The sequence below is a fragment of the Gordonia sp. (in: high G+C Gram-positive bacteria) genome (assembly GCF_047600385.1).
In the GTDB taxonomy this organism is placed as follows: domain Bacteria; phylum Actinomycetota; class Actinomycetes; order Mycobacteriales; family Mycobacteriaceae; genus Gordonia.
The window spans coordinates 3,635,245-3,657,828 of the sequence record NZ_JASGKZ010000001.1 but is presented as its reverse complement, the minus strand read 5'-3'; the positions used below and the strand labels follow the sequence as shown (position 1 = coordinate 3,657,828).

19 protein-coding genes, 1 tRNA gene and 3 rRNA genes are annotated in these 22,584 nt (G+C 66.4%); 9 read left to right on the top strand and 14 right to left on the bottom strand.

Features of this window, described 5'->3' with window-relative positions:
* Positions 1–55: 55 nt before the first annotated feature.
* The 3 genes from QM809_RS16555 to QM809_RS16545 all read right to left on the bottom strand — a co-directional run bounded on the left by QM809_RS16555 (position 56) and on the right by QM809_RS16545 (position 1,653).
* On the bottom strand, positions 56–610 hold the full coding sequence (locus QM809_RS16555) for a NuoB/complex I 20 kDa subunit family protein (RefSeq protein WP_415046797.1): 555 nt from the start codon (positions 608–610) through the stop codon (positions 56–58).
* 68 nt (positions 611–678) lie between these two features.
* Complete coding sequence (locus QM809_RS16550) at positions 679–1,041, bottom strand: NADH-quinone oxidoreductase subunit A (RefSeq protein ID WP_415046796.1); 363 nt, start codon at positions 1,039–1,041, stop codon at positions 679–681.
* A 138-nt stretch (positions 1,042–1,179) separates the two neighbouring features.
* Positions 1,180–1,653: a hypothetical protein gene (locus tag QM809_RS16545; RefSeq protein ID WP_415046795.1), complete on the bottom strand. Its 474-nt coding sequence runs from the start codon at positions 1,651–1,653 to the stop codon at positions 1,180–1,182.
* A gap of 110 nt (positions 1,654–1,763) precedes the next feature.
* Between QM809_RS16545 and QM809_RS16540 the strand changes: the two genes are divergently transcribed.
* Positions 1,764–2,291: a GNAT family N-acetyltransferase gene (locus QM809_RS16540; protein WP_415046794.1), complete on the top strand. Its 528-nt coding sequence runs from the start codon at positions 1,764–1,766 to the stop codon at positions 2,289–2,291.
* A 46-nt stretch (positions 2,292–2,337) separates the two neighbouring features.
* Here the strand turns inward: QM809_RS16540 and QM809_RS16535 are convergent, their stop codons facing one another.
* Both QM809_RS16535 and QM809_RS16530 read right to left on the bottom strand, forming a co-directional pair.
* Positions 2,338–2,649: a hypothetical protein gene (locus QM809_RS16535; protein WP_415046793.1), complete on the bottom strand. Its 312-nt coding sequence runs from the start codon at positions 2,647–2,649 to the stop codon at positions 2,338–2,340.
* A 327-nt stretch (positions 2,650–2,976) separates the two neighbouring features.
* Positions 2,977–3,369, bottom strand: coding sequence for a hypothetical protein (locus tag QM809_RS16530; RefSeq protein ID WP_415046792.1), 393 nt, complete (start codon positions 3,367–3,369; stop codon positions 2,977–2,979).
* A 75-nt stretch (positions 3,370–3,444) separates the two neighbouring features.
* Here QM809_RS16530 and QM809_RS16525 point away from each other — a divergent pair, with 75 nt between their 5' ends.
* Entirely contained in the window at positions 3,445–4,608 is a 1,164-nt protein-coding gene (locus tag QM809_RS16525) for a PEP/pyruvate-binding domain-containing protein (protein WP_415046791.1), read from the top strand.
* A gap of 11 nt (positions 4,609–4,619) precedes the next feature.
* A complete protein-coding gene (locus QM809_RS16520) occupies positions 4,620–5,222 on the top strand; it encodes a histidine phosphatase family protein (protein WP_415046790.1) in 603 nt (200 codons plus the stop codon).
* Positions 5,223–5,249: 27 nt separating this feature from the next.
* On the opposite strand, the gene QM809_RS16515 is transcribed toward QM809_RS16520, so the two are convergent.
* Together QM809_RS16515 and QM809_RS16510 are read right to left on the bottom strand one after the other, a co-directional pair.
* Positions 5,250–5,984, bottom strand: coding sequence for a DUF6319 family protein (locus QM809_RS16515; protein WP_415046789.1), 735 nt, complete (start codon positions 5,982–5,984; stop codon positions 5,250–5,252).
* Between the two features lie 96 nt (positions 5,985–6,080).
* Complete coding sequence (locus QM809_RS16510) at positions 6,081–7,544, bottom strand: sigma factor-like helix-turn-helix DNA-binding protein (protein WP_415046788.1); 1,464 nt, start codon at positions 7,542–7,544, stop codon at positions 6,081–6,083.
* A gap of 52 nt (positions 7,545–7,596) precedes the next feature.
* On the opposite strand from QM809_RS16510, the gene QM809_RS16505 reads away from it, so the two are divergent.
* Positions 7,597–8,220 (top strand): hypothetical protein, encoded by a 624-nt coding sequence (locus QM809_RS16505; RefSeq protein WP_415046787.1) that lies wholly within the window; start codon positions 7,597–7,599, stop codon positions 8,218–8,220.
* A 139-nt stretch (positions 8,221–8,359) separates the two neighbouring features.
* Here the strand turns inward: QM809_RS16505 and QM809_RS16500 are convergent, their stop codons facing one another.
* The 4 genes from QM809_RS16500 to orn form a co-directional block, all read right to left on the bottom strand.
* A complete protein-coding gene (locus tag QM809_RS16500; protein ID WP_415046786.1) occupies positions 8,360–8,503 on the bottom strand; it encodes a hypothetical protein in 144 nt (47 codons plus the stop codon).
* A gap of 48 nt (positions 8,504–8,551) precedes the next feature.
* Positions 8,552–8,821, bottom strand: a complete 270-nt coding sequence (locus tag QM809_RS16495; protein ID WP_415046785.1) for an SRPBCC family protein — start codon at positions 8,819–8,821, stop codon at positions 8,552–8,554.
* Between the two features lie 309 nt (positions 8,822–9,130).
* Positions 9,131–9,203 (bottom strand) — tRNA-His (locus tag QM809_RS16490).
* A gap of 154 nt (positions 9,204–9,357) precedes the next feature.
* Positions 9,358–9,954 carry an oligoribonuclease gene (gene orn, locus QM809_RS16485; RefSeq protein ID WP_415046784.1) on the bottom strand — a complete coding sequence of 199 codons (597 nt, stop codon included), beginning with the start codon at positions 9,952–9,954 and terminating at the stop codon, positions 9,358–9,360.
* 100 nt (positions 9,955–10,054) lie between these two features.
* Here orn and zwf point away from each other — a divergent pair, with 100 nt between their 5' ends.
* Positions 10,055–11,572 (top strand): glucose-6-phosphate dehydrogenase, encoded by a 1,518-nt coding sequence (gene zwf / locus QM809_RS16480; protein WP_415046783.1) that lies wholly within the window; start codon positions 10,055–10,057, stop codon positions 11,570–11,572.
* A 37-nt stretch (positions 11,573–11,609) separates the two neighbouring features.
* On the opposite strand, the gene cmrA is transcribed toward zwf, so the two are convergent.
* Positions 11,610–12,419 (bottom strand): mycolate reductase, encoded by an 810-nt coding sequence (cmrA, locus tag QM809_RS16475; RefSeq protein ID WP_415046782.1) that lies wholly within the window; start codon positions 12,417–12,419, stop codon positions 11,610–11,612.
* Positions 12,420–12,636: 217 nt separating this feature from the next.
* Between cmrA and QM809_RS16470 the strand changes: the two genes are divergently transcribed.
* From QM809_RS16470 to rrf, 4 genes are all read left to right on the top strand, one after another.
* Complete coding sequence (locus QM809_RS16470) at positions 12,637–13,422, top strand: hypothetical protein (RefSeq protein ID WP_415046781.1); 786 nt, start codon at positions 12,637–12,639, stop codon at positions 13,420–13,422.
* 594 nt (positions 13,423–14,016) lie between these two features.
* Positions 14,017–15,539 (top strand): 16S ribosomal RNA (locus QM809_RS16465).
* Positions 15,540–16,093: 554 nt separating this feature from the next.
* Positions 16,094–19,236, top strand: a 23S ribosomal RNA gene (locus QM809_RS16460).
* Between the two features lie 115 nt (positions 19,237–19,351).
* Positions 19,352–19,468, top strand: a 5S ribosomal RNA gene (gene rrf / locus QM809_RS16455).
* Together the 16S, 23S and 5S rRNA genes form the textbook arrangement of a ribosomal RNA operon.
* Before the next feature lie 370 nt (positions 19,469–19,838).
* Here rrf and QM809_RS16450 read toward each other — a convergent pair.
* Positions 19,839–21,902 carry an FAD-dependent oxidoreductase gene (locus tag QM809_RS16450; RefSeq protein WP_415046780.1) on the bottom strand — a complete coding sequence of 688 codons (2,064 nt, stop codon included), beginning with the start codon at positions 21,900–21,902 and terminating at the stop codon, positions 19,839–19,841.
* Between the two features lie 12 nt (positions 21,903–21,914).
* Complete coding sequence (locus tag QM809_RS16445; protein ID WP_415046779.1) at positions 21,915–22,478, bottom strand: PadR family transcriptional regulator; 564 nt, start codon at positions 22,476–22,478, stop codon at positions 21,915–21,917.
* Positions 22,479–22,584: the final 106 nt, after the last annotated feature.

Here is a 22,584-nt window from a genome sequence, read left to right as displayed (position 1 = left end):
GCGTCTGATCGGGCAGCGTCTGATCGGGCAGCGTCAGGTCGGGTCCGGTCGGCGGTCATCGCAGCAGTCCCTTGAGCTCGAGGGTGGTCGGCGCGGTGAGGGCCGCCTGTTCGGCCGCGGTGATCGCCGCCTCGCGGTGGACGCCGAGCGGGGTGTCGCCGATCTGCTCATGGAGGGCGAGGATGGCGTGCATCAGCATCTCCGGGCGCGGCGGGCAGCCTGGCAGGTAGATGTCCACCGGGACGATGTGATCGACGCCCTGGACGATCGCGTAGTTGTTGAACATGCCGCCCGACGACGCGCAGACGCCCATGGCCAACACCCACTTCGGTTCGGCCATCTGGTCGTAGATCTGGCGCAGCACCGGCGCCATCTTCTGGCTGACCCGGCCGGCCACGATCATCAGGTCGGCCTGCCGGGGCGAAGCGCGGAAGGCCTCCATGCCGAAGCGCGCGAGGTCGTAGCGGCCGGACGTGGTCGCCATCATCTCGATGGCGCAGCAGGCCAGGCCGAAGGTGGCCGGCCACAGCGACCCCTTGCGCATGAAACCGGCGAGCTTCTCGACGGTGGTCAGCAGGAAGCCGCCGGGCAGTTGTTCTTCGATCCCCATGTTCGGGTTCCTCCGTTCTCGGATCGATCCATCCGTGGGCTGTGCGTCGATCGATGCGTTCCTCCGGCTCAGTCCCAGGCCAGACCTCCCCGCCGCCACTCGTACGCGTAGGCCACCGAGACGTTGACGACGAACAGCGCCACCGCGATCAGTCCGAACCAGCCGAGGCCGTCGGCGGCGACCGCCCACGGGTAGAGGAAGACGATCTCGATGTCGAAGACGATGAAGAGCATCGCGGTGAGGTAGTACTTCACCGGGAAACGCTGGACCGGGTTCGCCGCGGGCGGCAGCGTCTCGATGCCGCACTCGTAGGCCTCGAGCTTGGCGCGGTTGTCCCGGCGCGGTCCGACGACGGAGGCGATCACCACCGAGACCACCGCGAAGACCAGGGCGACCGCACCCAGGACGAGGATCGGGACGTAGGCGTTCATGCCGGGGCGATCCTCCTCCGGTCGTCGTCGATGCGGCCGGCGACAGGGCTGGCGCCGCAACCGATTTCGGTGTGCCACAGGTCTTCGATGTGACTTGTGACACACACTAGTGGTGTCGGCGGGAGGATGCCCGGTGAATCACCGGGTTGGTGTCGAGGGGCCGCGTCGCAGCAGGTCGGCGGCGATGCGCGGCAGCAGGATCGGGTCCACCGGGAGCATGGCGCTGGCATTGGCGCGCGACCAGTCGGCCAGCCAGCGGTCGGCGGCGCGGGCGATCAGCACCAGCAGCGGCGGGCACGGCGAGTACTCGTCGCGCAGCTGCTTGGCCAGGCCGAGACCCCCGGCGGGGGCGGCCTCGCCGTCGAGGATCACCAGATCGAGTCCGCCGCGATCGAATGCGCGCAGCACCGCCGGGGCCGTCGCCACGTCGAGGCATTCGATCTCGGGCAGTTCCGGGTGCGGTCGCGATCCGAGGGCCTGGCGGACCTGGCGGCGGGTGTCGGCGTCGTCGGAGTAGATCAGCACGCGCAGGACCACCCGGTCCTCGGTGCGTGCGGCATCGTGGCGCGGTGCGGGACCGGCGGTGCGCGGAGAACCCGGGGGGCTGCTCATGGGTCCCGACCCTAACGCGCCGCGCCGCGGTCCGCGGTCTGTCGGCGAAAGACCCTAGGCTGAGGACGGGCGACGGCCGCGGCGGCCGAGCCGGACGGAGAGGCGGGCCGATGACGGCATCACTGCGGACGCTGGAGCGGGCGGACCTCCCGTTCGTGCATCGACTGTTCAACGACCCCGAGGTGATGCGGTACTGGTTCGTCGAACCGACCTATTCGCTCGCCGCGATCCAGGACCGGTACGACAGACGACTGCACGACGAGACCGAGCGCCGCTTCGTGATCGACGACGCCGGGCGCCGCTGCGGGATCGTCGAACTGGTGAGCATCGACCTCCGGCACCGGAACTGCGAGTTCCAGATCATCGTCGCACCGGACAGTCAGGGGCGCGGTTACGCCGGCCAGGCCACCCGGGCCGTGCTGCGGTACGCGTTCGCGGTGCTGAATCTGCACAAGGTGTATCTGCTGGTCGACAACGCCAACGCCGCGGCGATCCACGTCTACCGGAAGGCCGGTTTCGTGACCGAGGGCGTGCTGCGCGAGGAGTGCTTCGCCGACGGCGCGTATCAGGACGTGACCCGGATGGCGATCTTCCAGCGGGACTTCCTGAGCGCGGAGCACCCGGCCGCGGAGCGGTAGTCGTGCGGCGCGGCGCCCGTCCGGTGCCGCCGGTCTCCGGGTCCGGTCACCCGTCGTCGCCCTGGTAGCGGTCGATGCCCAGGGTCGCGATCAGGTCTTCGTGGAGCTGGAACCAGACCCGGTGGCAGGAGTCGACGTCGGTCTTGTCGACCCAGCCGCGCTCGCCGGCCTCGGCGCGCCGCAACGCGCGGCGGTATCTGGCGAGATATCCGTCGAACCGGGCGAGCACCGCGCTGAGCGAGTCGAGGATCGGGGCCGCCTCGGCGCCGACCGCGGCGAGTTCGTCGAGCACCCTCCGGTCCCATTCGGGGTCGGCGTGGTCGTTGGGGGCGAACCGGTCGGCGGCGTTCGGCCGCATTCTGCCAGTCCGTGACGGCCCGGACGAGCCGGCCGTTGAGGGGGAGGAAGTCGCGGTACGCGGCGCCCACGATGCGCCCGGCATCGGTGTGCCTGCGCTCGACCGCGAGCTGCTCTTCGCCGGCCTCCCGCCCCGTCTCGGTCAGCGACCATCCCCCGGCATCGGCGAAGGAGGTGCGCTGCACCCAGCCCCGGCGTTCGGCGTCGTCGAGGATCCGTGCGGCCTCGTCGACGTCGACTCCGGCGCGGGCGGCCACGGCGTCGGTGTCGGCGTATCCGAGCACGCGGACGGCGTGCAGTGTGAGCAGATCCGGTGTCGAGCGATGGCTCATGGTCGATTCTCTCCTCGTGTGTTCAGCCGATCCGCGTACTGCTGGCAGGCCTGCCGGGAGCGGAATCCCATGGCCTCGGCGATCTGCGACCAGGTCAGCCCCTCGCTGCGTGCGAGGAACAGCAGGCCCGACTCGATCCCGTCCTGTTCGGCGCGAGCAGCGGGGAGCAGGGTGAGCGCGCTCAGGAGTTCCTCCCGGCTCAGGTCGCCCGCCCGCGACACCGCGTACTGCGTCAGCTCGGTCGCCGACGGCGGCATGGGCGGCGGCCGCCACGGCCGCGGTGCGAGAGCGTCGGCGCCGTGAGCGAGGAGGCGGTCGCGGGCCTGCGCCTCGCGTTCGGCCTGCGCCCGGTCGTCGTCGGCCGCCGACCGTTCGTCGTTCGTTCCCATGGGTTCGGAGTCTGCTAGTCTCGGCGTCGGTTGTCAATCAAATGTTGACACGATGACGGGGACGGGGTGCCGAGGATGTCGACGACTCTTCGCGCGGCGACGGTCGCGCGCTGCGGAGGCAAGGCCGCCGCGCTCGGCGACCTGCTGCGTGCCGGACTGCCCGTGCCCGACGGTTTCGTCGTCACCGACGACGACGGGTCGGGGGAACGGTTGCGGGCGGTGATCGCCCGTGGACTCCGCGGGCTCGGCGACGTCCCCGTGGCCGTGCGGTCCTCGGCGGCGCACGAGGACGCGGACGGCGTCTCGGCGGCCGGCCAGTACGAGAGCCTCCTCGGTGTCCGGGGCGTCGACGACGTCTGTGCGGCCGTGACCGAGTGCCGCGACTCGGCGCGGACCGGGCGGGTCCGGACGTACCTGGGCCGGATGGCGGGTGCCGGAGTCGAGCCCGGCGACATGGCGGTCCTGGTGCAGCCGGTCGTCCCCGCGGAGGTCTCCGGCGTGCTGTTCACCCCGCAGCACGCCGCCGAACCCGTCCGGATTGAATCGTCCTGGGGCCTGGGGATCTCCGTGGTCGGCGGGACCGTCACACCCGACTCCTACGAGGTCGCCGCCGCGGGGACGGTGGTCTGCGCGCCGGGGAGCAAACGGACCCGGATCGACCTCGCGCCCGGCGGCGTCGTCGCCTCCGAGGTCCCGGCCGCCGATCGGGACGTGCCGTCCCTGAACGACGAACAGGCGGTGCGCCTCGCCCGCCTGGGGCGACGGATCGCGGACCTGCGGGGCGGACCGCAGGACGTCGAGTGGGCCGTCGTCGACGATGCCGTGTGGGTGCTGCAGGCCCGGCCGGTGACCGCGCCGCCGCCGCATCCCGATACGGCGGCGGCGCGGTGCGGCACCCCGCAGGTCCTGACCGGGACGCCGGGGTCGCCCGGTCAGGTCACCGGTCCGGCCCGCCTCGTACGCGGTCCCGCCGACTTCTCGGCGGTGCGCCGGGGCGAGATCGTCGTCTGCCCGTACACCGACCCCGCGTGGACCCCCCTGTTCGCCTTCGCCGCGGGAGTGGTCACACAGACGGGCGGGGCGCTGTCCCACGCGGCGATCGTGGCCCGCGAGTACGGGATCCCCGCCGTGCTGGGAGTCGCCGGAGCGCTGGACCGGATCCCGAACGGCGGACGGGTGCACCTGGACTGCGCCGCGGGAACCGTCGCCCCGGCCGAGAACCGTCCGGCGGCGGGGTAGGGGACGAGCCCGTGGCGACCAGACGTCTGTACCTCGCGCGTCACGGGGCCGCCGACGCGTGGGGGAACCTCACCGACGTCGGGCGCGAACAGGCGCGTCTGCTGGGTCGGCGCCTCGACGGCGTCCGGATCGACGCGATGTGGCATTCACCGCTGCCGCGCGCCCGAGACACGGCCCGGATGCTCGACCTGGTGATGAGCGGTACGGCGTCCGTGGCGCCGGCCGACGAACTGATCGACCACGTCCCCCACGTCCCGGAGCCGGAGGAGACCCCGCCGTCGTGGGTGCCGTTCTTCGACGGCTACGACCCGGCCGAGGCGGCCGAGGGGCGATGCATCGCTCAGCGCCTGACCGCGCGATTCGCCACCCCGCCGGTCGACGACGAGGACCGGCACGAAGTCCTCGTCACGCACTCGTACCCGATCGCCTGGCTCCTCCGGGACGCGCTGGACGCGCCGCCGGTGCGGTGGCTCGGACTGAACTGCGCGAACACCGCGCTGACGGTGATCGAGTACCGGCCGAGCGCGCCGCCGAGCATCGTCATGGTCAACGAGATGAGTCATCTCCCGCCGGAGCTCCGCTGGACGGGATTCCCGGCCGCACCGTGGGTCTGAGCCGGTTCGACGTCGTCGCACCGGGGGTCAGCGCGGATTCTCGTCGAGGGGCGGATTCTTGTCGAGGGCGGCGAGGGCCTGCCGGGCCGCCTCCAGTTCGCGGCTCAGCTCCTCGACCCGGCGGGCGGCCTCCTCGCGTGCGGCGTTCAGCAGACCGCTGACCGCGTCGGCGCAGATCTGGTCGCCCAGTTCGCGGACGGCGGCGTCGGCGGCCTCCGGGGACACCGCGCGGGTCCGCTGGGGTTTCCGGGCGCCGCGCGTGAGCGCGACGGACCATTCGTTCTCGGGGGAGCCGTACAGGGTGACGGTGACCGACTTGAGCGCGCCGGCCTTCGGTCCGGTGCGCTTGGCCGCAGCAGGTTTCGACACAGCAGGTTTCGCTGCCGCGGGATTCGTCGCGTCGGCGGGCTTCGGGGTGGCGGCGGGCTTCGGTGCGGTCGCCGGTGTCCCGGTGGCGCGTGCCGTCGGAGCGGCCTTCTTCGCCGACGGCTTCGGCGCGGGTGGTTCGGGGGCGTCCTTGGTCATCCGGAGCTCGTCGGCCTCGTAGGGGAGTTCGTCGTCGACGCCGCGCGGCCGCACGACGACGGTGCCGCCGTCCACCGAGATCACCCGCGCGGAACTGCCCGCCGCGAGACCGAGGCTCGGGGTCCCCTCCCGCAGGTAGACGGTCGCCCGCCTGCCGTCGGCCAGGGCGGCCGTGAGGTTCGCGAGGTCGTCCGGAGTCAGTGACTCGGCAGCGGCCGAGTGGCGGCGCGGGGGCATGAGGGGTCCTTCTCGTCGAGCTTCCGATGTGGGCCCACTGTAGCCGCACACTCCGACAGGAATCGAACAGACGTGCGTATCGGTGCGGCCCGTCGATCAGCGGTCCGGCGACAGCAGGTCGGCGAGAGCGTCCTCACCGCGTGCGGCGAGGGCCGCGCAGAGGTCGGCGATGCTGCTCTGGGCGGGCAGTCCGACGGCGGTGGCGAGCAGGGCGAGCGCCGCGGCGACGTCGTCGGTCGGCGGCAGCCCGACCGCGGCGAGGAGCAGCGGCAGACGCTCGGTCTCGGCGCGGAGCGGTTCGACGTCGAACCGGCCGTCGTCGGTGAAGACGAAGAACGCCTCGCCGCCCTCGTCGATCCCGAGGGCGAGGTAGAAGCGGCGCGTGCTGCCCAGCGTCGGCTGCAGTGCGGTCCACGAGAGCGGTTGCGCATTGTCGGGCGAGTCCAGGCGCCGGGTCTCCCCGGGTTCCAGCCCCAAGGCGACCGGCAGGGCGACGGGGAGCGGGGTGCCGCTGCCGCGCAGGTGCTCCCTGGTCACCGTGACCCGCAGCTTCCACGCATCCCCGACCCGGTAGAGGTTGCGGGTCTGGGCGGTCGACTTCTTCGGCTGCGGCGAGTGCTCGGCGCGGCTGACCACGCCGTCGAGCGTGGTGAACGGCGGTGCGCAGGCGTACGACGCGACGCTGGCGGCCTTGACGTCGTACGCCGCGGACACCTCGTCGATCAGCTCGGTCACCGGGATCCGGCCGCCGCGGGCGTCGAGGAGGTCGCCGATGGCATTGCGGATCGAGCGGTACTCGCCGCCGCCCCACAGACGCAGCCCCCACTGGGTGCGGGTGACGCGCTGGAAGCGCTCGTCACCGGTCATCTGGTTGACCAGCGAGCGCGCGGAGCGCTCGACGTGGAAGGTCGCCACGATCTGGTCGGGGGTCATCGGCTCGCCGTGGATCGACAGCACGGCGGCGGCGTAGTCCTCGACGGTGGCGGTGTCCAGCAGGATCCGGTCCCGGTGGCGCACGTAGCCGAGTTCCTCGGCCCAGTCGGCCGCCCACACGCCGGGGTCCGACGACTCCTCGCCCGTCCCCGGAACGCCCTCCGGGCCGAGGCGTCGCAGTGCCCCGGGCACGACGACGCCGAACTCGTCCGCGAGGCTCCGGGCCAGTTCCGCGGAGGCCTCGCGCGCCGCCTGCATCGTCGGGGCCGCCGCCCAGGCTCCGGCGACCTCGAAGGGCACGCCGATGCCGAGCAGCACCCGCCAGAGCGGGAGGCCGACGGCGTCGACCGGGTCGCCGGCCGCGGGGACGGCGTCGATCACCTCGGTCAGGGGCCGGACCGTGCCGATCACCCGGACCAGGGCGTCGACGAGGGACTGCGCGTCCGGGCTCTCGGCGAGCCAGGACCGGAGGTCGTCCAGGGCGCGGGCCTCGTACTGGCGGACGCGTTCGCGGGAGACGCTGAAGCGTTCGGCGAGGTCGTCGAGGCGGACGCGGTCGTCGTGGAGCCGTCGAGCGGTGAACACCTCCAGATCGCGTTCGGCGAGCCGGTCGAGGCGAGCGTGCAACTCGTCGGCGACGCGGCCGGGCAGGCGGTCGGCGAGCGCGGGGGAGGCGGCGGTGAGCGCATTCGAGTCGGGCTCGGGCGGCGGCCACGTCGGCGGGGGCGGAGGCGGGCAGCGGAGCGAGCAGCGGCGTGTCGAGTCGACCGAGCGCCGACTGCCAGCGGGCGATCACCGCGAGGTCGTCGAGGATCGCCTCGGCGCGGTGCCGAGCGGCGTCGTTCCGCCTCTCCTCGTGCGGCGCGGTGCCGTGCAGTTCGGCGCCGGGACCGGGCACGGACAGGGCGATCAGCGTGGTCAGCAGCGGCTGCACCGAGCCGAGTCCCATGCCACGCTGGCTCAGGATGCCCGCGGTGGTGGCGGGTTTGATCCGCGCGGTGGTGAAGTTGGACGACTGCAGAAGCCAGTTCGCGGTGCGCGAGGGCAGGTTCTCGTCGGGGATCAGGTCGACGTCGTCGGGCAGGAACGGGAGGAGTTCGCCGAGCGGGACGTCGTCCTGGGTCTCGGTGATCAGGACCGCGATCAGGGCGCAGTGGGCGCGGAGGACCTCGGGGTCGGCCGCGGACGGGTCGTCGTCGAGCCAGAAGAACTCGGGGTCGGTGCGCCGGTCGTCCAGCCAGGGCGCGAGGTGCGCCCAGCTCGCCGGGGGCTCACCGGCGCCCGGTCGAGGATCTCCGGGTGAGGGGGCCGTGCTCATACCTGCCAGTCTTGCGCACCCGGGGTGCGGACGGGCGACGTTCTCGCGGTGCGCGTGTCGCTTCTCGGCTTCGTCGTCGGCGGCCGGATCCCGGCGGCTCCCGCTCGGACCGCCGATCCGGTGGTCAGCGCGATTCGGCGGCGCGGGCGATGTCGGCGAGATCCTGTTCCAGCATGGATCGGGTGATGCGCTCGCCGAGCTTCGCCGTCAACCTGCCGATCGCTGCGGCGAGCACGCCGCCGCCGACGGACTCGCCCGTGAACGTCATCGTGAGCGCGGTGCCGTTCACCGCGGGAGTGAGGGAGAAGGTCGTCGCTTAGAGGGTCCCGTGGTTCTGGCTGCGGATCACCGTGCGGCGCGGAGGATCGATCTCGTCGACCCACATCTCCTCGACGGCCTCGCGTTTCAGCACGAGGCGGGTCTCCCGCCAGCGCGTGCCGACGCCGTAGCCGTCGCCGGAGACCCGTTCGACGGCGGTGACGCCGGTCAGGGTGGTCGGTGCGGCGTCGAGGTCGGTGAGCACCGACCAGATCACCTCGACCGGTGCGGCGATCTCCCGTGTCACGGTGATCTCGAATCCCGCCATGTCGATGCTCCTCGGTCGGTTCCCTCCGACAGTCCGGCGGGGGCGGCCAGTGTAACCCGGGCCGGTGAGGCGGCCCGGTGTTCCCGGCCGGCCTGTGTCGCAGTCAGGATGTGCACGAAAACGGGGGTGCACAAGGCTGTCTGCCAGATGGAGCCCCGGATTCGTGTACATCCTGACGAGCAGCGCTCCGGGGAGCGGCCCAGTCGGCGAGCATCATCCCGGATGCACACCGCAGGACCGGACGCACCCTGGACGGATGCGAATCGGCCCGAATCCGCGTCTCCGCAGGTCCGGGCCGATTCTGTTCGGGGTGAGTGACGGGACTCGAACCCGCGACAGCCAGGATCACAACCTGGTGCTCTACCAACTGAACTACACTCACCATCTCGGCTCGTCCGTCGCGCTTGTGGCGTTCCTCGCGAGCCAGGACAATACTCTAGCCGGAACCCGGGGTGAAACACCAATCGGTAAGTCTCGTCGGCGTTTTCGCAGGTCAACAGCCCCGGAGAGGGCGGGTCCGGGAGAGCGGGCCGGTCTCAGGCGGGTCCGAGCTCGGTGACGATCGCGGTGAGCGTCGCCGAGTCCGGTCCGGGTTCGGGGACGAACGCCGCCTTGCGGTAGTACCGCAGCTCCAGGATCGATTCGCGGATGTCGGCCAGCGCCCGATGGGCGAGCCCCTTCTGCGGCTGCCCGAAGTAGATCGCCGGGAACCAGCGGCGGCAGAGTTCCTTGATCGAGCTCACGTCCACCATGCGGTAGTGCAGGAAGGCGTCGAGCTCGGGCATGTCGCGGGAGATGAAGGCGCGGTCGGTGGCGATCGAGTTGCCGGCCAGGGGGACTCCGCCGCCGGGGATCTGCTCGCGCAGATACGCCAGCACCCGCTGTTCGGCCTCGGCGACGGTCACCGTCGACGCGCGGACCTCTTCGGTGAGGCCCGACTCGCGATGCATCTTCACCACGACCGGAGGCATGGCGGCCAGCGCGGCGTCGTCGGCGTGGATCACCACGTCGACGCCGTCGCCCAGGATGTTCAGGTCGCTGTCGGTGACGAGAGCGGCGATTTCGATGAGCTTGTCCGAGCCGGTGTCCAGGCCCGTCATCTCACAGTCGATCCAGACGAGTTTGTCTTCCACGGGATTCGAGCCTACGTCCCTCGGAGGGCGGGTGCCTCCGTGCCACCGGATTCGTCTCTTCGGCTCGCGCCCGGTAGACGACGGTGCGAGCATGGACCTTGTGACGACACCCACAAGCTCCGGTGCGGAGGGCTCCCGCCCCGCACAGACGATCGCCTACCCGAGTCCCACGTCTCGCACGCGGCACGGTCCGCCGGGCGATCCCGTGGTGGTGGTGCTGTTCGGCGCCACCGGCGACCTCGCCCGACGCAAGCTCCTCTGCGGCCTGGGGCATCTCGTCGGCCTGGACTTCACTCCGGAGATCGAGGTCATCGGGACCAGTCTCGAAGACATGGACGACGAGGAGTTCCGGACGTTCGCCCGCGAATCCATCGCCGCCGTCGGAGCCCGGAAGCTCAGCGAAGCGCAGTGGACGGCGTTCGAGTCCTGCCTGCACTACGTGCCGACGTCCGCGGGGCCGGCCGCACTGGCGGCCAAGGTCGCCGAGAGCCGGGCCAGGCTCGGCGACGACGCCCGTCTCCTGCACTATCTCAGCGTGCCGCCGAAGGCCGCGCCGAAGGTGATCGACACGTTGCGCGCCGCGGCGCTGGTCGACCGGGCGCGGGTCATCATGGAGAAGCCCTTCGGCGAGGACCTGGAGTCGGCGGTCGCGTTGAACGCCGAACTGCACGAGACCTTCGACGAGAGCCAGATCTTCCGGATCGACCACTTCCTGGGGAAGGAGGCGGCCCAGAACATCCTCGCGTTCCGGTTCGCGAACGGTCTGTTCGAACCGATCTGGAACCGGAACTTCATCGACCACATCCAGATCGACGTGCCGGAGAAGCTCGGACTGGATGCGCGCGCCGCGTTCTACGAGCCCACGGGGGCGTACAAGGACATGGTGGTGACCCACCTGTTCCAGGTGATGGCCTTCGTCGCCATGGAACCGCCGACCGCGCTGGAACCCCGGGCCATCTCCGAGGAGAAGAACAAGGTGTTCCGGTCGCTGGAACCGGTGCTGCCCGGGGACGTCGTCCGCGGCCAGTACGCCGGGTACCGGCGTGAGGAGGGGGTGGACCCGGAGTCGGACACCGAGACGTTCATCGCCCTGCGGGCCCACATCGACAACTGGCGCTGGGCGGGGGTGCCGTTCTACCTCCGCACCGGCAAACGGCTCGCCGAGGGGCAGCGCATCATCTCCATCGCGTTCAAAGAGGCGCCGAAGTCGATGTTCCCGGCGGGGTCGGGGATCGGGACGGAGGGACCCGACCATCTGACGTTCGACCTCGCCGACGAATCACGCGTGTCGCTCTCGTTCTACGGAAAACGGCCCGGCCCCGGCATGCGGCTGGACAAACTGTCCATGCAGTTCTCGGCCGTGGAGACCGAGCGCACCGACGACATCCTGGAGGCGTACGAGCGGCTCATCCTCGACGCGATGAACGGCGATCACACGCTGTTCACCACGGCGGAGGGCATCGAGTCGCTGTGGGAGCGGTCGGCGCCGCTGATGGAGGACCCGCCGACCGTCAAGCCCTACGCGCCGGGATCGTGGGGACCGAACCAGATCCACCAGTTGATCGCGCCGCACGCCTGGCGACTGCCGTTCGAGCGCAACTGGCGAGAGAAGCGCTGACGGTCGGCTTCGTGTCCGCGGAACCGCTCGGCGGGGGCTACTCGCCCTCGCCGAGTTTGGCGTAGAAGGTGCCGACGATCGGTGCGACGATCGCGCGCGGCGTGTAGCCGCCGGCCACCGACATCGCCTTCGACAGGGTGCCGGGCACGATCCGCATCTTGTTGCGGCCGAGGGCGTCCAGGCTCATCTCGGCGACCCGCTGGCTGGAGTGCCAGAGGAAGTCGGGGACCATCTTGTCGACGATCGACGCCTCGTCCTCGGTCGGGGTGTGGGTGCGCACCGGGCCCGGCGCCAGCAGGGTGACGTGGACGCCGGTGCCGCCGAGCTCCCCGCGCAGCGACTCGCTGAAGGTGTTCACGAACGCCTTGGTGGCGGCGTAGGTGGCGTTGTTCGGGATCGGCATGTTGCCGGCCGCCGAACCGACCATCAGGATGCCGCCCTCGCCGCGTTCGAGCATCTGCGGCAGCACGGCCAGGGTGAGGTCGTGGACGGCGTTGACGTTCAGCAGCACCTGGGCGCGCTCGTACTCGGCGTCGAGTTCGGCGAGCGGACCGAAGGTGGCGATGCCCGCGTTGTTGCACAGGATCGAGATCTCGCGGTCGGCGAGCTCATCGCACAGGGTCCGGGTGGCGGCGGCGTCGGAGAGGTCGACGGCCCGGACCTCCACGGTGACTCCGCAGCGTCGTTCCAGCTCGGCGGCCAGTTCGGTGAGGATCGCGCCGCGGCGGGCGACGAGGATCAGGGAGTGGCCGCGGTCGGCGAGGACACATGCCAGGGCCATGCCCATGCCGGAGGAGGCTCCGGTGACGACGGCGCGGGCGTTCGGGTTCGGTGCGGGAAGTGCCATGGGGGCATCCTATCGGCGCACGGATGCGCCGAACCTCCCCGGCGGACCGGAGTACACCGATCCTGACGGGTAGCGCCCCGCGATCGCCGCGTCCATGACAGGCTTCAGAGTAGTTTCGAGACGGCGACGACGGAGGGGCAACGTGAGCGATCTGGGCGATATCCGACGCGAACTCACACGCCGGGCGAAAGCGGTGGCGGACCAGGCGACATCGGTCGTGTCCCGCATCGTCCCGCAATCGGACGACGGTGAGCGGCGCGCGGAGGTCTCCGCCGAGGCGGGTCTGATCCAGCGGTTCATCCTGGCGCACCAGCCGCCGCCGGGCCCGGTCCACGGCCGCTGGTCGCTGGGTCTGGGCGACCTGTTCGCCGAGAACCAGCGGATCCCCGAGTCGGTGCGGCCGATGCCGACCAAGCTCAACCGGCTCGGCGGCGTGGAGATCACCGAGACCACGGTCGCGTTCGACGGCGACGGCATCGGGTGGGCCGCGGTGAGCGAGGTGCGCACCCGGAGCCTGGTGGACTATCTGGGCTCCGATGCGCTCGACCGCCAGATGGATCACCTGCCGATCCCGTGGTTCCCCGGGCGGGACCGCATGATCCACGTGTTCTCCGACGCGGTGATGAGTCTGCTGGTCGCGACGGCACGCGAACACGTCGAACGGGGCAACGACATCCGGATCCCCGCCGAGATCGGCTTCCGCGGCGGCACCGGACAGCACCGGCAGATCGCCCCCGGCATGCTGGCGGCCCTGATCATCGCCGATCCCGCGGTGATGAGCTGCCTGATCACCACGGCGGTCGCGAACCGCATCCCGATCCGGCCGGCCGACGACGACGCGGCGACCGACCAGGAGGCCCGGGTCGACGAGCTGATCGCGCGGATCGACGCGCTCGAAGCCCAGCTCGCGGTCTCCGAGGCGCAGATCGCCCTGCAGGATCTGGACGTGGACGTCCCGGAGAACGGGGTCGACGACGAGGAGCCGGTGCGCGACGAGGTCTGACCGGGCAGTTGACCGCGTATCGGGCGGCAGGACGTCCTGGTCGGGGGCTCGTTCCGGTTGATGCAGCCGGTCGTTCGGTTGTTCGTGCGTCATGAAATCGCTCTGACCAGCTGGGTTGTGTTCGTGTTGATGTGTGTGTAACTTAATCCGAGTCGTCAGCGAGCAACATTTCACCAGAAATTATTCGCCCGCTGATTGCGAAACAGTCCGAGACTCTGCTAGAGTTGAAGGCTGCGGCGGTCGCCGGAACTCTTCACAAGTTCCCGAGACCTTCCTTGACGGGGGGTGCGGGGATCGGGAGGAAATCCGGGTTTGACTTCCGGCCATGAGCCTGGTTAGGCTGGTGGAGTTGCCCGCGAGTCGGGTGACAGGCTCCGGTTCACCGAAGTTCGCATGCTGTTTTTACGGGGTGTGGTGTTGGTGGGTGTGTGTTTTTTGAGAACTCGATAGTGTGTGATGGATTTTCTTGTGCCAACTATTTTCGGCTGGCATTTGAGGGAGTCTGTCATGTTTTTGACAAGATGATTTTTTTGCCAGTTGATTCTTTTGAATTTGGATTATTTTTTGGTCAGGTCTATTTCTCTGATTGGTTTTTTGTTGGAGAGTTTGATCCTGGCTCAGGACGAACGCTGGCGGCGTGCTTAACACATGCAAGTCGAACGGAAAGGCCCTGCTTGCAGGGTACTCGAGTGGCGAACGGGTGAGTAACACGTGGGTGATCTGCCTCACACTTTGGGATAAGCCTGGGAAACTGGGTCTAATACCGGATAGGACCACCGGCTGCATGGTCGGTGGTGGAAAGCCTTGTGCGGTGTGAGATGGGCCCGCGGCCTATCAGCTTGTTGGTGGGGTAACGGCCCACCAAGGCGACGACGGGTAGCCGACCTGAGAGGGTGATCGGCCACACTGGGACTGAGACACGGCCCAGACTCCTACGGGAGGCAGCAGTGGGGAATATTGCACAATGGGCGCAAGCCTGATGCAGCGACGCCGCGTGAGGGATGACGGCCTTCGGGTTGTAAACCTCTTTCGCCAGGGACGAAGCTTTTGTGACGGTACCTGGAGAAGAAGCACCGGCCAACTACGTGCCAGCAGCCGCGGTAATACGTAGGGTGCAAGCGTTGTCCGGAATTACTGGGCGTAAAGAGCTCGTAGGCGGTTTGTCGCGTCGTCTGTGAAATCCTGCAACTCAATTGCAGGCGTGCAGGCGATACGGGCAGACTTGAGTACTACAGGGGAGACTGGAATTCCTGGTGTAGCGGTGAAATGCGCAGATATCAGGAGGAACACCGGTGGCGAAGGCGGGTCTCTGGGTAGTAACTGACGCTGAGGAGCGAAAGCGTGGGGAGCGAACAGGATTAGATACCCTGGTAGTCCACGCCGTAAACGGTGGGTACTAGGTGTGGGGTCCATTTCACGGATTCTGTGCCGTAGCTAACGCATTAAGTACCCCGCCTGGGGAGTACGGCCGCAAGGCTAAAACTCAAAGGAATTGACGGGGGCCCGCACAAGCGGCGGAGCATGTGGATTAATTCGATGCAACGCGAAGAACCTTACCTGGGTTTGACATACACCAGACGACGGTAGAGATATCGTTTCCCTTGTGGTTGGTGTACAGGTGGTGCATGGCTGTCGTCAGCTCGTGTCGTGAGATGTTGGGTTAAGTCCCGCAACGAGCGCAACCCTTGTCCTGTATTGCCAGCGGGTTATGCCGGGGACTTGCAGGAGACTGCCGGGGTCAACTCGGAGGAAGGTGGGGATGACGTCAAGTCATCATGCCCCTTATGTCCAGGGCTTCACACATGCTACAATGGCGCGTACAGAGGGCTGCGATACCGTGAGGTGGAGCGAATCCCTTAAAGCGTGTCTCAGTTCGGATTGGGGTCTGCAACTCGACCCCATGAAGTCGGAGTCGCTAGTAATCGCAGATCAGCAACGCTGCGGTGAATACGTTCCCGGGCCTTGTACACACCGCCCGTCACGTCATGAAAGTCGGTAACACCCGAAGCCCATGGCCCAACCCCTCGGGGAGGGAGTGGTCGAAGGTGGGATCGGCGATTGGGACGAAGTCGTAACAAGGTAGCCGTACCGGAAGGTGCGGCTGGATCACCTCCTTTCTAAGGAGCAAACAACAACAAGTGGTTTCAGGTCTGTTCATGGCCGGCCGCGTGTTTGTTCGAGGGTGAAACACAAGAAAACCATCCAATGTAAGGGTGTTGGAGTCACGTGACGACAACATCAGGGTGGACGGGTTCCCGGTGACGGGGCTCGACGATGTCACACACTATCGGGGTTCTGAGAAAACAACGGTCGAATCTTTTCCGCACTGTGTGTGGAGGGGTTCGGTTCGGGGTTGACTCTGCTGCTCGCTGACTACCGCGCGCGTTGTTTCGTGTGTATGGGGTGGGTGGGTGTGTGTTGTTTGAGAAGTGCATAGTGGATGCGAGCATCAATAATCGAGAACTTGTAGATGATACAGGACATCTTGTTTTTGGTGTTTGTACTGCAATTAAACATTTTGGTTTCTGTTGTTCAATTTTTTGGGCACAGTTTTTACTCATGTGTTTGTGGGACTCCACATTCGTATCCTTGTGCTGTGTGGGTGGTTGCCGGTTCTGAAAATGGGGTTGGTGGTTGCTTGTGTGGTGTGGGGGTGTGTTTGTGGGTGTTGTTGTAAGTGTTTTAGGGCGTTCGGTGGATGCCTTGGTACCAGGAGCCGATGAAGGACGTGGTAGGCCGCGATAGGCCTCGGGGAGTTGTCAAACGAGCTGTGATCCGAGGGTGTCCGAATGGGGAAACCCAGCACCAGTGATGTGGTGTTACCGCCCGGTGAATGTATAGCCGGTGCGGGGGGAACGTGGGGAAGTGAAACATCTCAGTACCCGCAGGAAGAGAAAACAATTGTGATTCCGTGAGTAGTGGCGAGCGAAAGTGGATGAGGCTAAACCGCGCGTATGTGATACTCGGCAGGGGTTGTGCGTGTGGTGTTGTGGGAGTGTCGTGGATCGGTCTGCCGGCTGGTCGGCCAGTTGAGAAAGTGTTGTGTTAGGTGAAGTGGCCTGGGATGGTCTGCCGTAGACGGTGAGAGTCCGGTAACTGAAAACGCAATGCCTGGTTTCGATGTTTCCCGAGTAGCAGCGGGCTCGTGGAATCTGCTGTGAATCTGCCGGGACCACCCGGTAAGCCTAAATACTTCCTGGTGACCGATAGCGGACGAGTACCGTGAGGGAAAGGTGAAAAGTACCCCGGGAGGGGAGTGAAATAGTACCTGAAACCGGACGCTTACAATCCGTCAAAGCCTGCGCAATCCTTGGGGTTGGTGGGTGATGGCGTGCCTTTTGAAGAATGAGCCTGCGAGTTAGTGCTCAGTGGCGAGGTTAACCCGTGGTGGGGTAGCCGTAGCGAAAGCGAGTCTGAATAGGGCGTTTTGAGTCGCTGGGTCTAGACCCGAAGCGGAGTGATCTACCCATGGCCAGGGTGAAGCCACAGTAAGATGTGGTGGAGGCCCGAACCCACTTCAGTTGAAAATGGAGGGGATGAGTTGTGGGTAGGGGTGAAAGGCCAATCAAACTCCGTGATAGCTGGTTCTCCCCGAAATGCATTTAGGTGCAGCGTCATGTGTTTCTTGCCGGAGGTAGAGCTACTGGATGGCCGATGGGCCCCACTAGGTTACTGACGTCAACCAAACTCCGAATGCCGGTAAGTGAGAGCATGGCAGTGAGACTGCGGGGGATAAGCTTCGTAGTCGAGAGGGAAACAGCCCAGATCGCCGGCTAAGGCCCCTAAGCGTGTACTAAGTGGAAAAGGATGTGGGATTGCTTAGACAACCAGGAGGTTGGCTTAGAAGCAGCCATCCTTGAAAGAGTGCGTAATAGCTCACTGGTCAAGTGGTCCTGCGCCGACAATGTAGCGGGGCTCAAGTACACCGCCGAAGCCGCGGCAATCACACAAAACATCCATGAGGATCTACGGGTTCTTGTGTAGTGGTGTGGTTGGGTAGGGGAGCGTCCTGCACTCTGGGAAGCAGCCTGGTGATGGGTTGTGGAGGGTGTGGGAGTGAGAATGCAGGCATGAGTAGCGAAAGACAAGTGAGAAACTTGTCCGCCGAATGACCAAGGGTTCCTGGGCCAGGTTAATCCGCCCAGGGTGAGTCGGGACCTAAGGCGAGGCCGACAGGCGTAGTCGATGGACAACGGGTTGATATTCCCGTACCCGTGTATCCGCGCCCAGTGGCGAGGCAGTTGTACTAACCACCCAAAAACTTCTTCTCAGTCCTTCGGGATTGTTTGGGGGTGGCTGCGTGGGACCTCGGCTGTAGTAGTCAAGCGATGGGGTGACGCAGGAAGGTAGCAGGGCCACGCGGTTGGTTGTCGTGGTGTAAGCCTGTAGCCCGGAATATAGGTAAATCCGTGTTCCTTGAGGGTGAGGGGTGATGCGTAGCCGTTGAGGTGAATTCTGTGATCCTATGCTGCCGAGAAAAGCCTCTAGTGAGTTGGTGCACGGCCCGTACCCCAAACCGACACAGGTGGTCAGGTAGAGAATACTAAGGCGATCGAGAGAACTGTGGTTAAGGAACTCGGCAAATTGCCCCCGTAACTTCGGGAGAAGGGGGACCACACCTGGTGACGACATTTACTGTTTGAGCTGGGGGTGGTCGCAGAGACCAGAGAGAAGCGACTGTTTACTAAAAACACAGGTCCGTGCGAAGTCGTAAGACGATGTATACGGACTGACGCCTGCCCGGTGCTGGAAGGTTAAGAGGACCGGTTAATCATCTTTTGGGTGGTGAAGCTGAGAATTTAAGCCCCAGTAAACGGCGGTGGTAACTATAACCATCCTAAGGTAGCGAAATTCCTTGTCGGGTAAGTTCCGACCTGCACGAATGGCGTAACGACTTCTCTGCTGTCTCAACCACAGACTCGGCGAAATTGCAGTACGAGTAAAGATGCTCGTTACGCGCGGCAGGACGAAAAGACCCCGGGACCTTCACTATAGCTTGGTATTGGTGTTCGGTACGGTTTGTGTAGGATAGGTGGGAGACTGTGAAGCGGGCACGCTAGTGTTGGTGGAGTCGTTGTTGAAATACCACTCTGATCGTATTGGGCTTCTAACCTCGGACCCTGATCGGGTTCAGGGACAGTGCCTGGTGGGTAGTTTAACTGGGGCGGTTGCCTCCTAAAGTGTAACGGAGGCGCCCAAAGGTTCCCTCAGCCTGGATGGCAATCAGGTGTTGAGTGTAAGTGCACAAGGGAGCTTGACTGTGAGACGTACATGTCGAGCAGGGACGAAAGTCGGGACTAGTGATCCGGCACCGGCAAGTGGAAGCGGTGTCGCTCAACGGATAAAAGGTACCCCGGGGATAACAGGCTGATCTTCCCCAAGAGTCCATATCGACGGGATGGTTTGGCACCTCGATGTCGGCTCGTCGCATCCTGGGGCTGGAGTAGGTCCCAAGGGTTGGGCTGTTCGCCCATTAAAGCGGCACGCGAGCTGGGTTTAGAACGTCGTGAGACAGTTCGGTCTCTATCCGCCGCGCGCGTCTAGAAACTTGAGGAAACCTGTCCCTAGTACGAGAGGACCGGGACGGACGAACCTCTGGTGTGCCAGTTGTTCCGCCAGGAGCACTGCTGGTTAGCTACGTTCGGAAGGGATAACCGCTGAAAGCATCTAAGCGGGAAGCCTGTTCCAAGATGAGGTTTCTCACCCACTTCGGTGGGGTAAGGCCCCCTACAGATGATGGGGTTGATAGGCCAGAACTGTAAGCGCAGTGATGTGTTCAGGTGACTGGTACTAATCGGCCGAGGACTTACAATAACACCCGAACACCAAAAATTTTTGGTGTGTCGCATCCACTATGTGCTTCTGAAACAACACACGAGCATTCGACCCCCCTTCTGGGGTGGTTGGGTGTGGTGTTGTTTCGTATTGTTTCGGTGGTTTTAGCGGAGGGGAAACGCCCGGTCCCATTCCGAACCCGGAAGCTAAGCCCTCCAGCGCCGATGGTACTGCACTTTAGTCAGTGTGGGAGAGTAGGACACCGCCGAACACAACATTAGGGGAGACCCTGAACCAGATTCTGGTTCAGGGTCTTTCTGCATCCCAGGGGTGTTTTCTCTGGCTTCTTCTAATACTGCTGTTTTCCTCCGCTGGTCGGGTCTCTCTTCTCTCCGCGGGTTGAGTCCCTTCGTTGGTTGAGCCGGGGTCGTGAACGGAGTGAACGACCCCGAGTCGAAACCACACTCTCTCGGGACGGGGTGGGCTTCGACGCGAGTGTCGTTCACTGCGTTCCGCCACTCGGCTCAGCCGGCGGGAATAGCGCCACCACATGATCTGGCAGACAGACGCGGCGGACAGAACAAATGCGAGTGGCGACGACCCCGGGAAGGGATCGCCGCCACATCGGGGAGTGCGAGAGGTCAGGGGAGGCCGGCGGCCACCTCGGTGCCTTGCCGGATGGCGCGCTTGGCGTCGAGCTCCGATGCCAGGTCGGCGCCGCCGATCACGTGCGTGGTGATGCCCGCCTCGGTCAGCGGGTCGACGAGGTCGCGCACCGATTCCTGGCCCGCGCACACCACCACGTTGTCCACCTCGAGCACCCGCTTGCCGGTCTCGTTGCCCTCCTTGTCGTGGAGGGTCAGGTGCAGGCCGTCGTCGTCGATCCTGTCGTAGGTGGCGCCGGAGATCTGTTCGACGCCCTTCATCTTGACCGCGGCGCGGTGCACCCAACCGGTGGTCTTGCCGAGGGTCTTGCCCTGGCGGCCCGGTTTGCGCTGAACCATGTACACCTGGCGGACGGCCGGCAGCGGTCGCGGGGAGGTGAGGAACCCGGGGGTGTCGAGGTCGTCGGTGACGCCCCACTCCTGCTCCCACTCCTTCAGGTTCAGGGTGGGGGACTCGTCGGTGGTGAGGAACTCGGTGACGTCGAAACCGATGCCGCCGGCGCCGATCACCGCGACGCGTGCACCGATCTCGCGGCGACCCAGGACGGCGTCGGCGTACGACATCACCATCGGATGGTCGATGCCGTCGATGTCCGGGATACGCGGGGTGACGCCGGTCGCGACGATCACCTGGTCGAAGCCGTCGGCGATGATCTTCTCGGCGTCGACACGGGTGCCCAGGTGCAGGGTGACGTGGTTGATCTCGAGCTGCCGGGTGAAGTAGCGGATGGTCTCGTTGAACTCCTCCTTGCCCGGGATCCGGGCGGCGATGGAGAACTGGCCGCCGATGGAGTCGCCCGCCTCGAACAGGTCCACCCGGTGACCGCGCTGCGCCGCGGCGACCGCTGCGGAGAGTCCGGCCGGTCCGGCGCCGATCACCGCCACCCGCTTGGCGTACCGGGTCTGGCCGAGGGTCAGCGTCGTCTCCCGGCCGGCCCGCGGATTCAGCAGACACGAGACCTTCTTGCCGACGAAGGCGTGGTCCAGACAGGCCTGGTTGCAGCCGATACAGGTGTTGATCTCGTCGGATCGGCCCTGTTCGGCCTTGTTCACGAACTCGGGGTCGGCCAGCAGCGGCCGGGCCATCGAGATCGCGTCCACCCGGCCGCGTTCGAGGATCTCCTCGGCGAACTCCGGGGTGTTGATGCGGTTGGAGGCGATCAGCGGGATGTCGACGACGTCGCGCAGCCGCTCGGTGAACTTCACGAACGCGCCGCGCGGCACGGAGGTGACGATGGTCGGGACCTGCGCCTCGTGCCATCCGATGTCGGTGTTGATCGCGTCGACGCCCTCGGCCTCCACCTTGCGGGCCAGCAGCGCGATCTCGTCGAACGTCTGCCCGTTCTTGACGAAGTCGGCCACCGACTGCCGCAGGATCACCGGGAAGTCGCGCGGCGTCTGCCTGCGGACCTCCTTGACCACCTCGACCAGGAAACGCTGCCGGTTCTCGGTGCTGCCGCCCCAGCGGTCGGTGCGGTCGTTGGTGTGCGGGCACAGGAACTGGTTGATCAGGTAGCCTTCGCCGCCCATCAGCTCGACGGCGTCGTACCCGGCGCGGCGCGCCAGTTTCGCCGCCTCGCCGAACGAGCGGATCACGTGCCAGATCATCCGATCGTTCATCTTCAGGTGTTTGAACGGATGGATGGGCGACGGTGCGCTGCCCGCCGCGACCTTGAACGGGGTGTATCCGTAGCGGCCGGCGTGCAGCAGCTGCATCGCGATCTTGCCGCCCTCGTCGTGCACCGCCCCGGTGATCTGCCGGTGCCGCAGGACGTCGGCGTGGTTGGTCATCTTGCCGGCGAGGGGGAGCAGCTGGCCGGTGCGAGACGGCGCGAAACCGCCGGTGATGATGAGGCCGACGCCGCCGCGGGCGCGTTCGGCGTAGTAGGCGGCGAGTTTCGGGGTGTCCCAGATCCGGTCTTCCAGACCGGTGTGCATCGACCCCATCACGACGCGGTTCCGCAGCGTCGTCCCGCCGAGCTGCAACGGCTCGAAGAGTTTGGGGAAGTGGGTGTTCGGGGCTGTCGTGGGGGCTGCCATGACGTCGCCTTTCTACTCGGTGGTCGTGCGGTGGCTGTCGAGTTCGCGGCTCAGGCCCGCGATGGTCTCGTCGCACCAGTCGACGGTGGCCTGCGCCGCGCGGATACCGCCGCGGAGGACCAGGTACTGGTGGAGTTTGCGGCCGGTCAGGGCGTCCGGATCGGGGTAGTAGTCGCGTTCGAAGCCCCGGTACAGGTCGAGGACGGCCCGTGACTCGTCGCGGTGTGCGGCGAGTTCGGTGAGGATCGCGGCGAGGTCGCCGAACTCGGCGGCCCGGATCTTGACACCGAGGTCGCTGCGCAACGGCATCACGGGGGTGGGACTGGAGACCCAGTCGGCGAGAAGCTCCTCGCCCGCGGGCGAGAGGGTGTAGACCTTCTTGTCCGGGCGGCCGTCCTGCACGACGTCGGTGTAGGTGACCAGGCCGTCGGCGGTGAGCTTCTTCAGCGTCCGATAGATCTGCTGGTGCGTCGCGGACCAGAAGTATCCGATCGAGCGCTGAAACTGCTGCCCGATCTCGTATCCGGTCCCGGGTCGCTCGGCCAGCGACACCAGGATGGCGTGTTCCAGAGCCATACCGGGCATGGTAGTTGCGCATCGCCGCACTATGCAACAGTGTGTCTATGAACCCGAGTGCTTATGAACTCGGGTGCCTATGGCCCGGGCGTCCGTGATCAGGGGC

Coding starts and splice junctions, on each gene's coding strand:
- QM809_RS16450 (WP_415046780.1), bottom strand. CDS start 21,902: ATGGCAGCCCCCACGACAGCCCCGAACACCCACTTCCCCAAACTCTTC.
- QM809_RS16555 (WP_415046797.1), bottom strand. CDS start 610: ATGGGGATCGAAGAACAACTGCCCGGCGGCTTCCTGCTGACCACCGTC.
- QM809_RS16550 (WP_415046796.1), bottom strand. CDS start 1,041: ATGAACGCCTACGTCCCGATCCTCGTCCTGGGTGCGGTCGCCCTGGTC.
- QM809_RS16515 (WP_415046789.1), bottom strand. CDS start 5,984: ATGCCCCCGCGCCGCCACTCGGCCGCTGCCGAGTCACTGACTCCGGAC.
- QM809_RS16535 (WP_415046793.1), bottom strand. CDS start 2,649: ATGCGGCCGAACGCCGCCGACCGGTTCGCCCCCAACGACCACGCCGAC.
- QM809_RS16545 (WP_415046795.1), bottom strand. CDS start 1,653: ATGAGCAGCCCCCCGGGTTCTCCGCGCACCGCCGGTCCCGCACCGCGC.
- QM809_RS16495 (WP_415046785.1), bottom strand. CDS start 8,821: ATGGCGGGATTCGAGATCACCGTGACACGGGAGATCGCCGCACCGGTC.
- QM809_RS16445 (WP_415046779.1), bottom strand. CDS start 22,478: ATGGCTCTGGAACACGCCATCCTGGTGTCGCTGGCCGAGCGACCCGGG.
- QM809_RS16500 (WP_415046786.1), bottom strand. CDS start 8,503: ATGACGTTCACGGGCGAGTCCGTCGGCGGCGGCGTGCTCGCCGCAGCG.
- QM809_RS16525 (WP_415046791.1), top strand. CDS start 3,445: ATGTCGACGACTCTTCGCGCGGCGACGGTCGCGCGCTGCGGAGGCAAG.
- QM809_RS16540 (WP_415046794.1), top strand. CDS start 1,764: ATGACGGCATCACTGCGGACGCTGGAGCGGGCGGACCTCCCGTTCGTG.
- cmrA (WP_415046782.1), bottom strand. CDS start 12,419: ATGGCACTTCCCGCACCGAACCCGAACGCCCGCGCCGTCGTCACCGGA.
- QM809_RS16530 (WP_415046792.1), bottom strand. CDS start 3,369: ATGGGAACGAACGACGAACGGTCGGCGGCCGACGACGACCGGGCGCAG.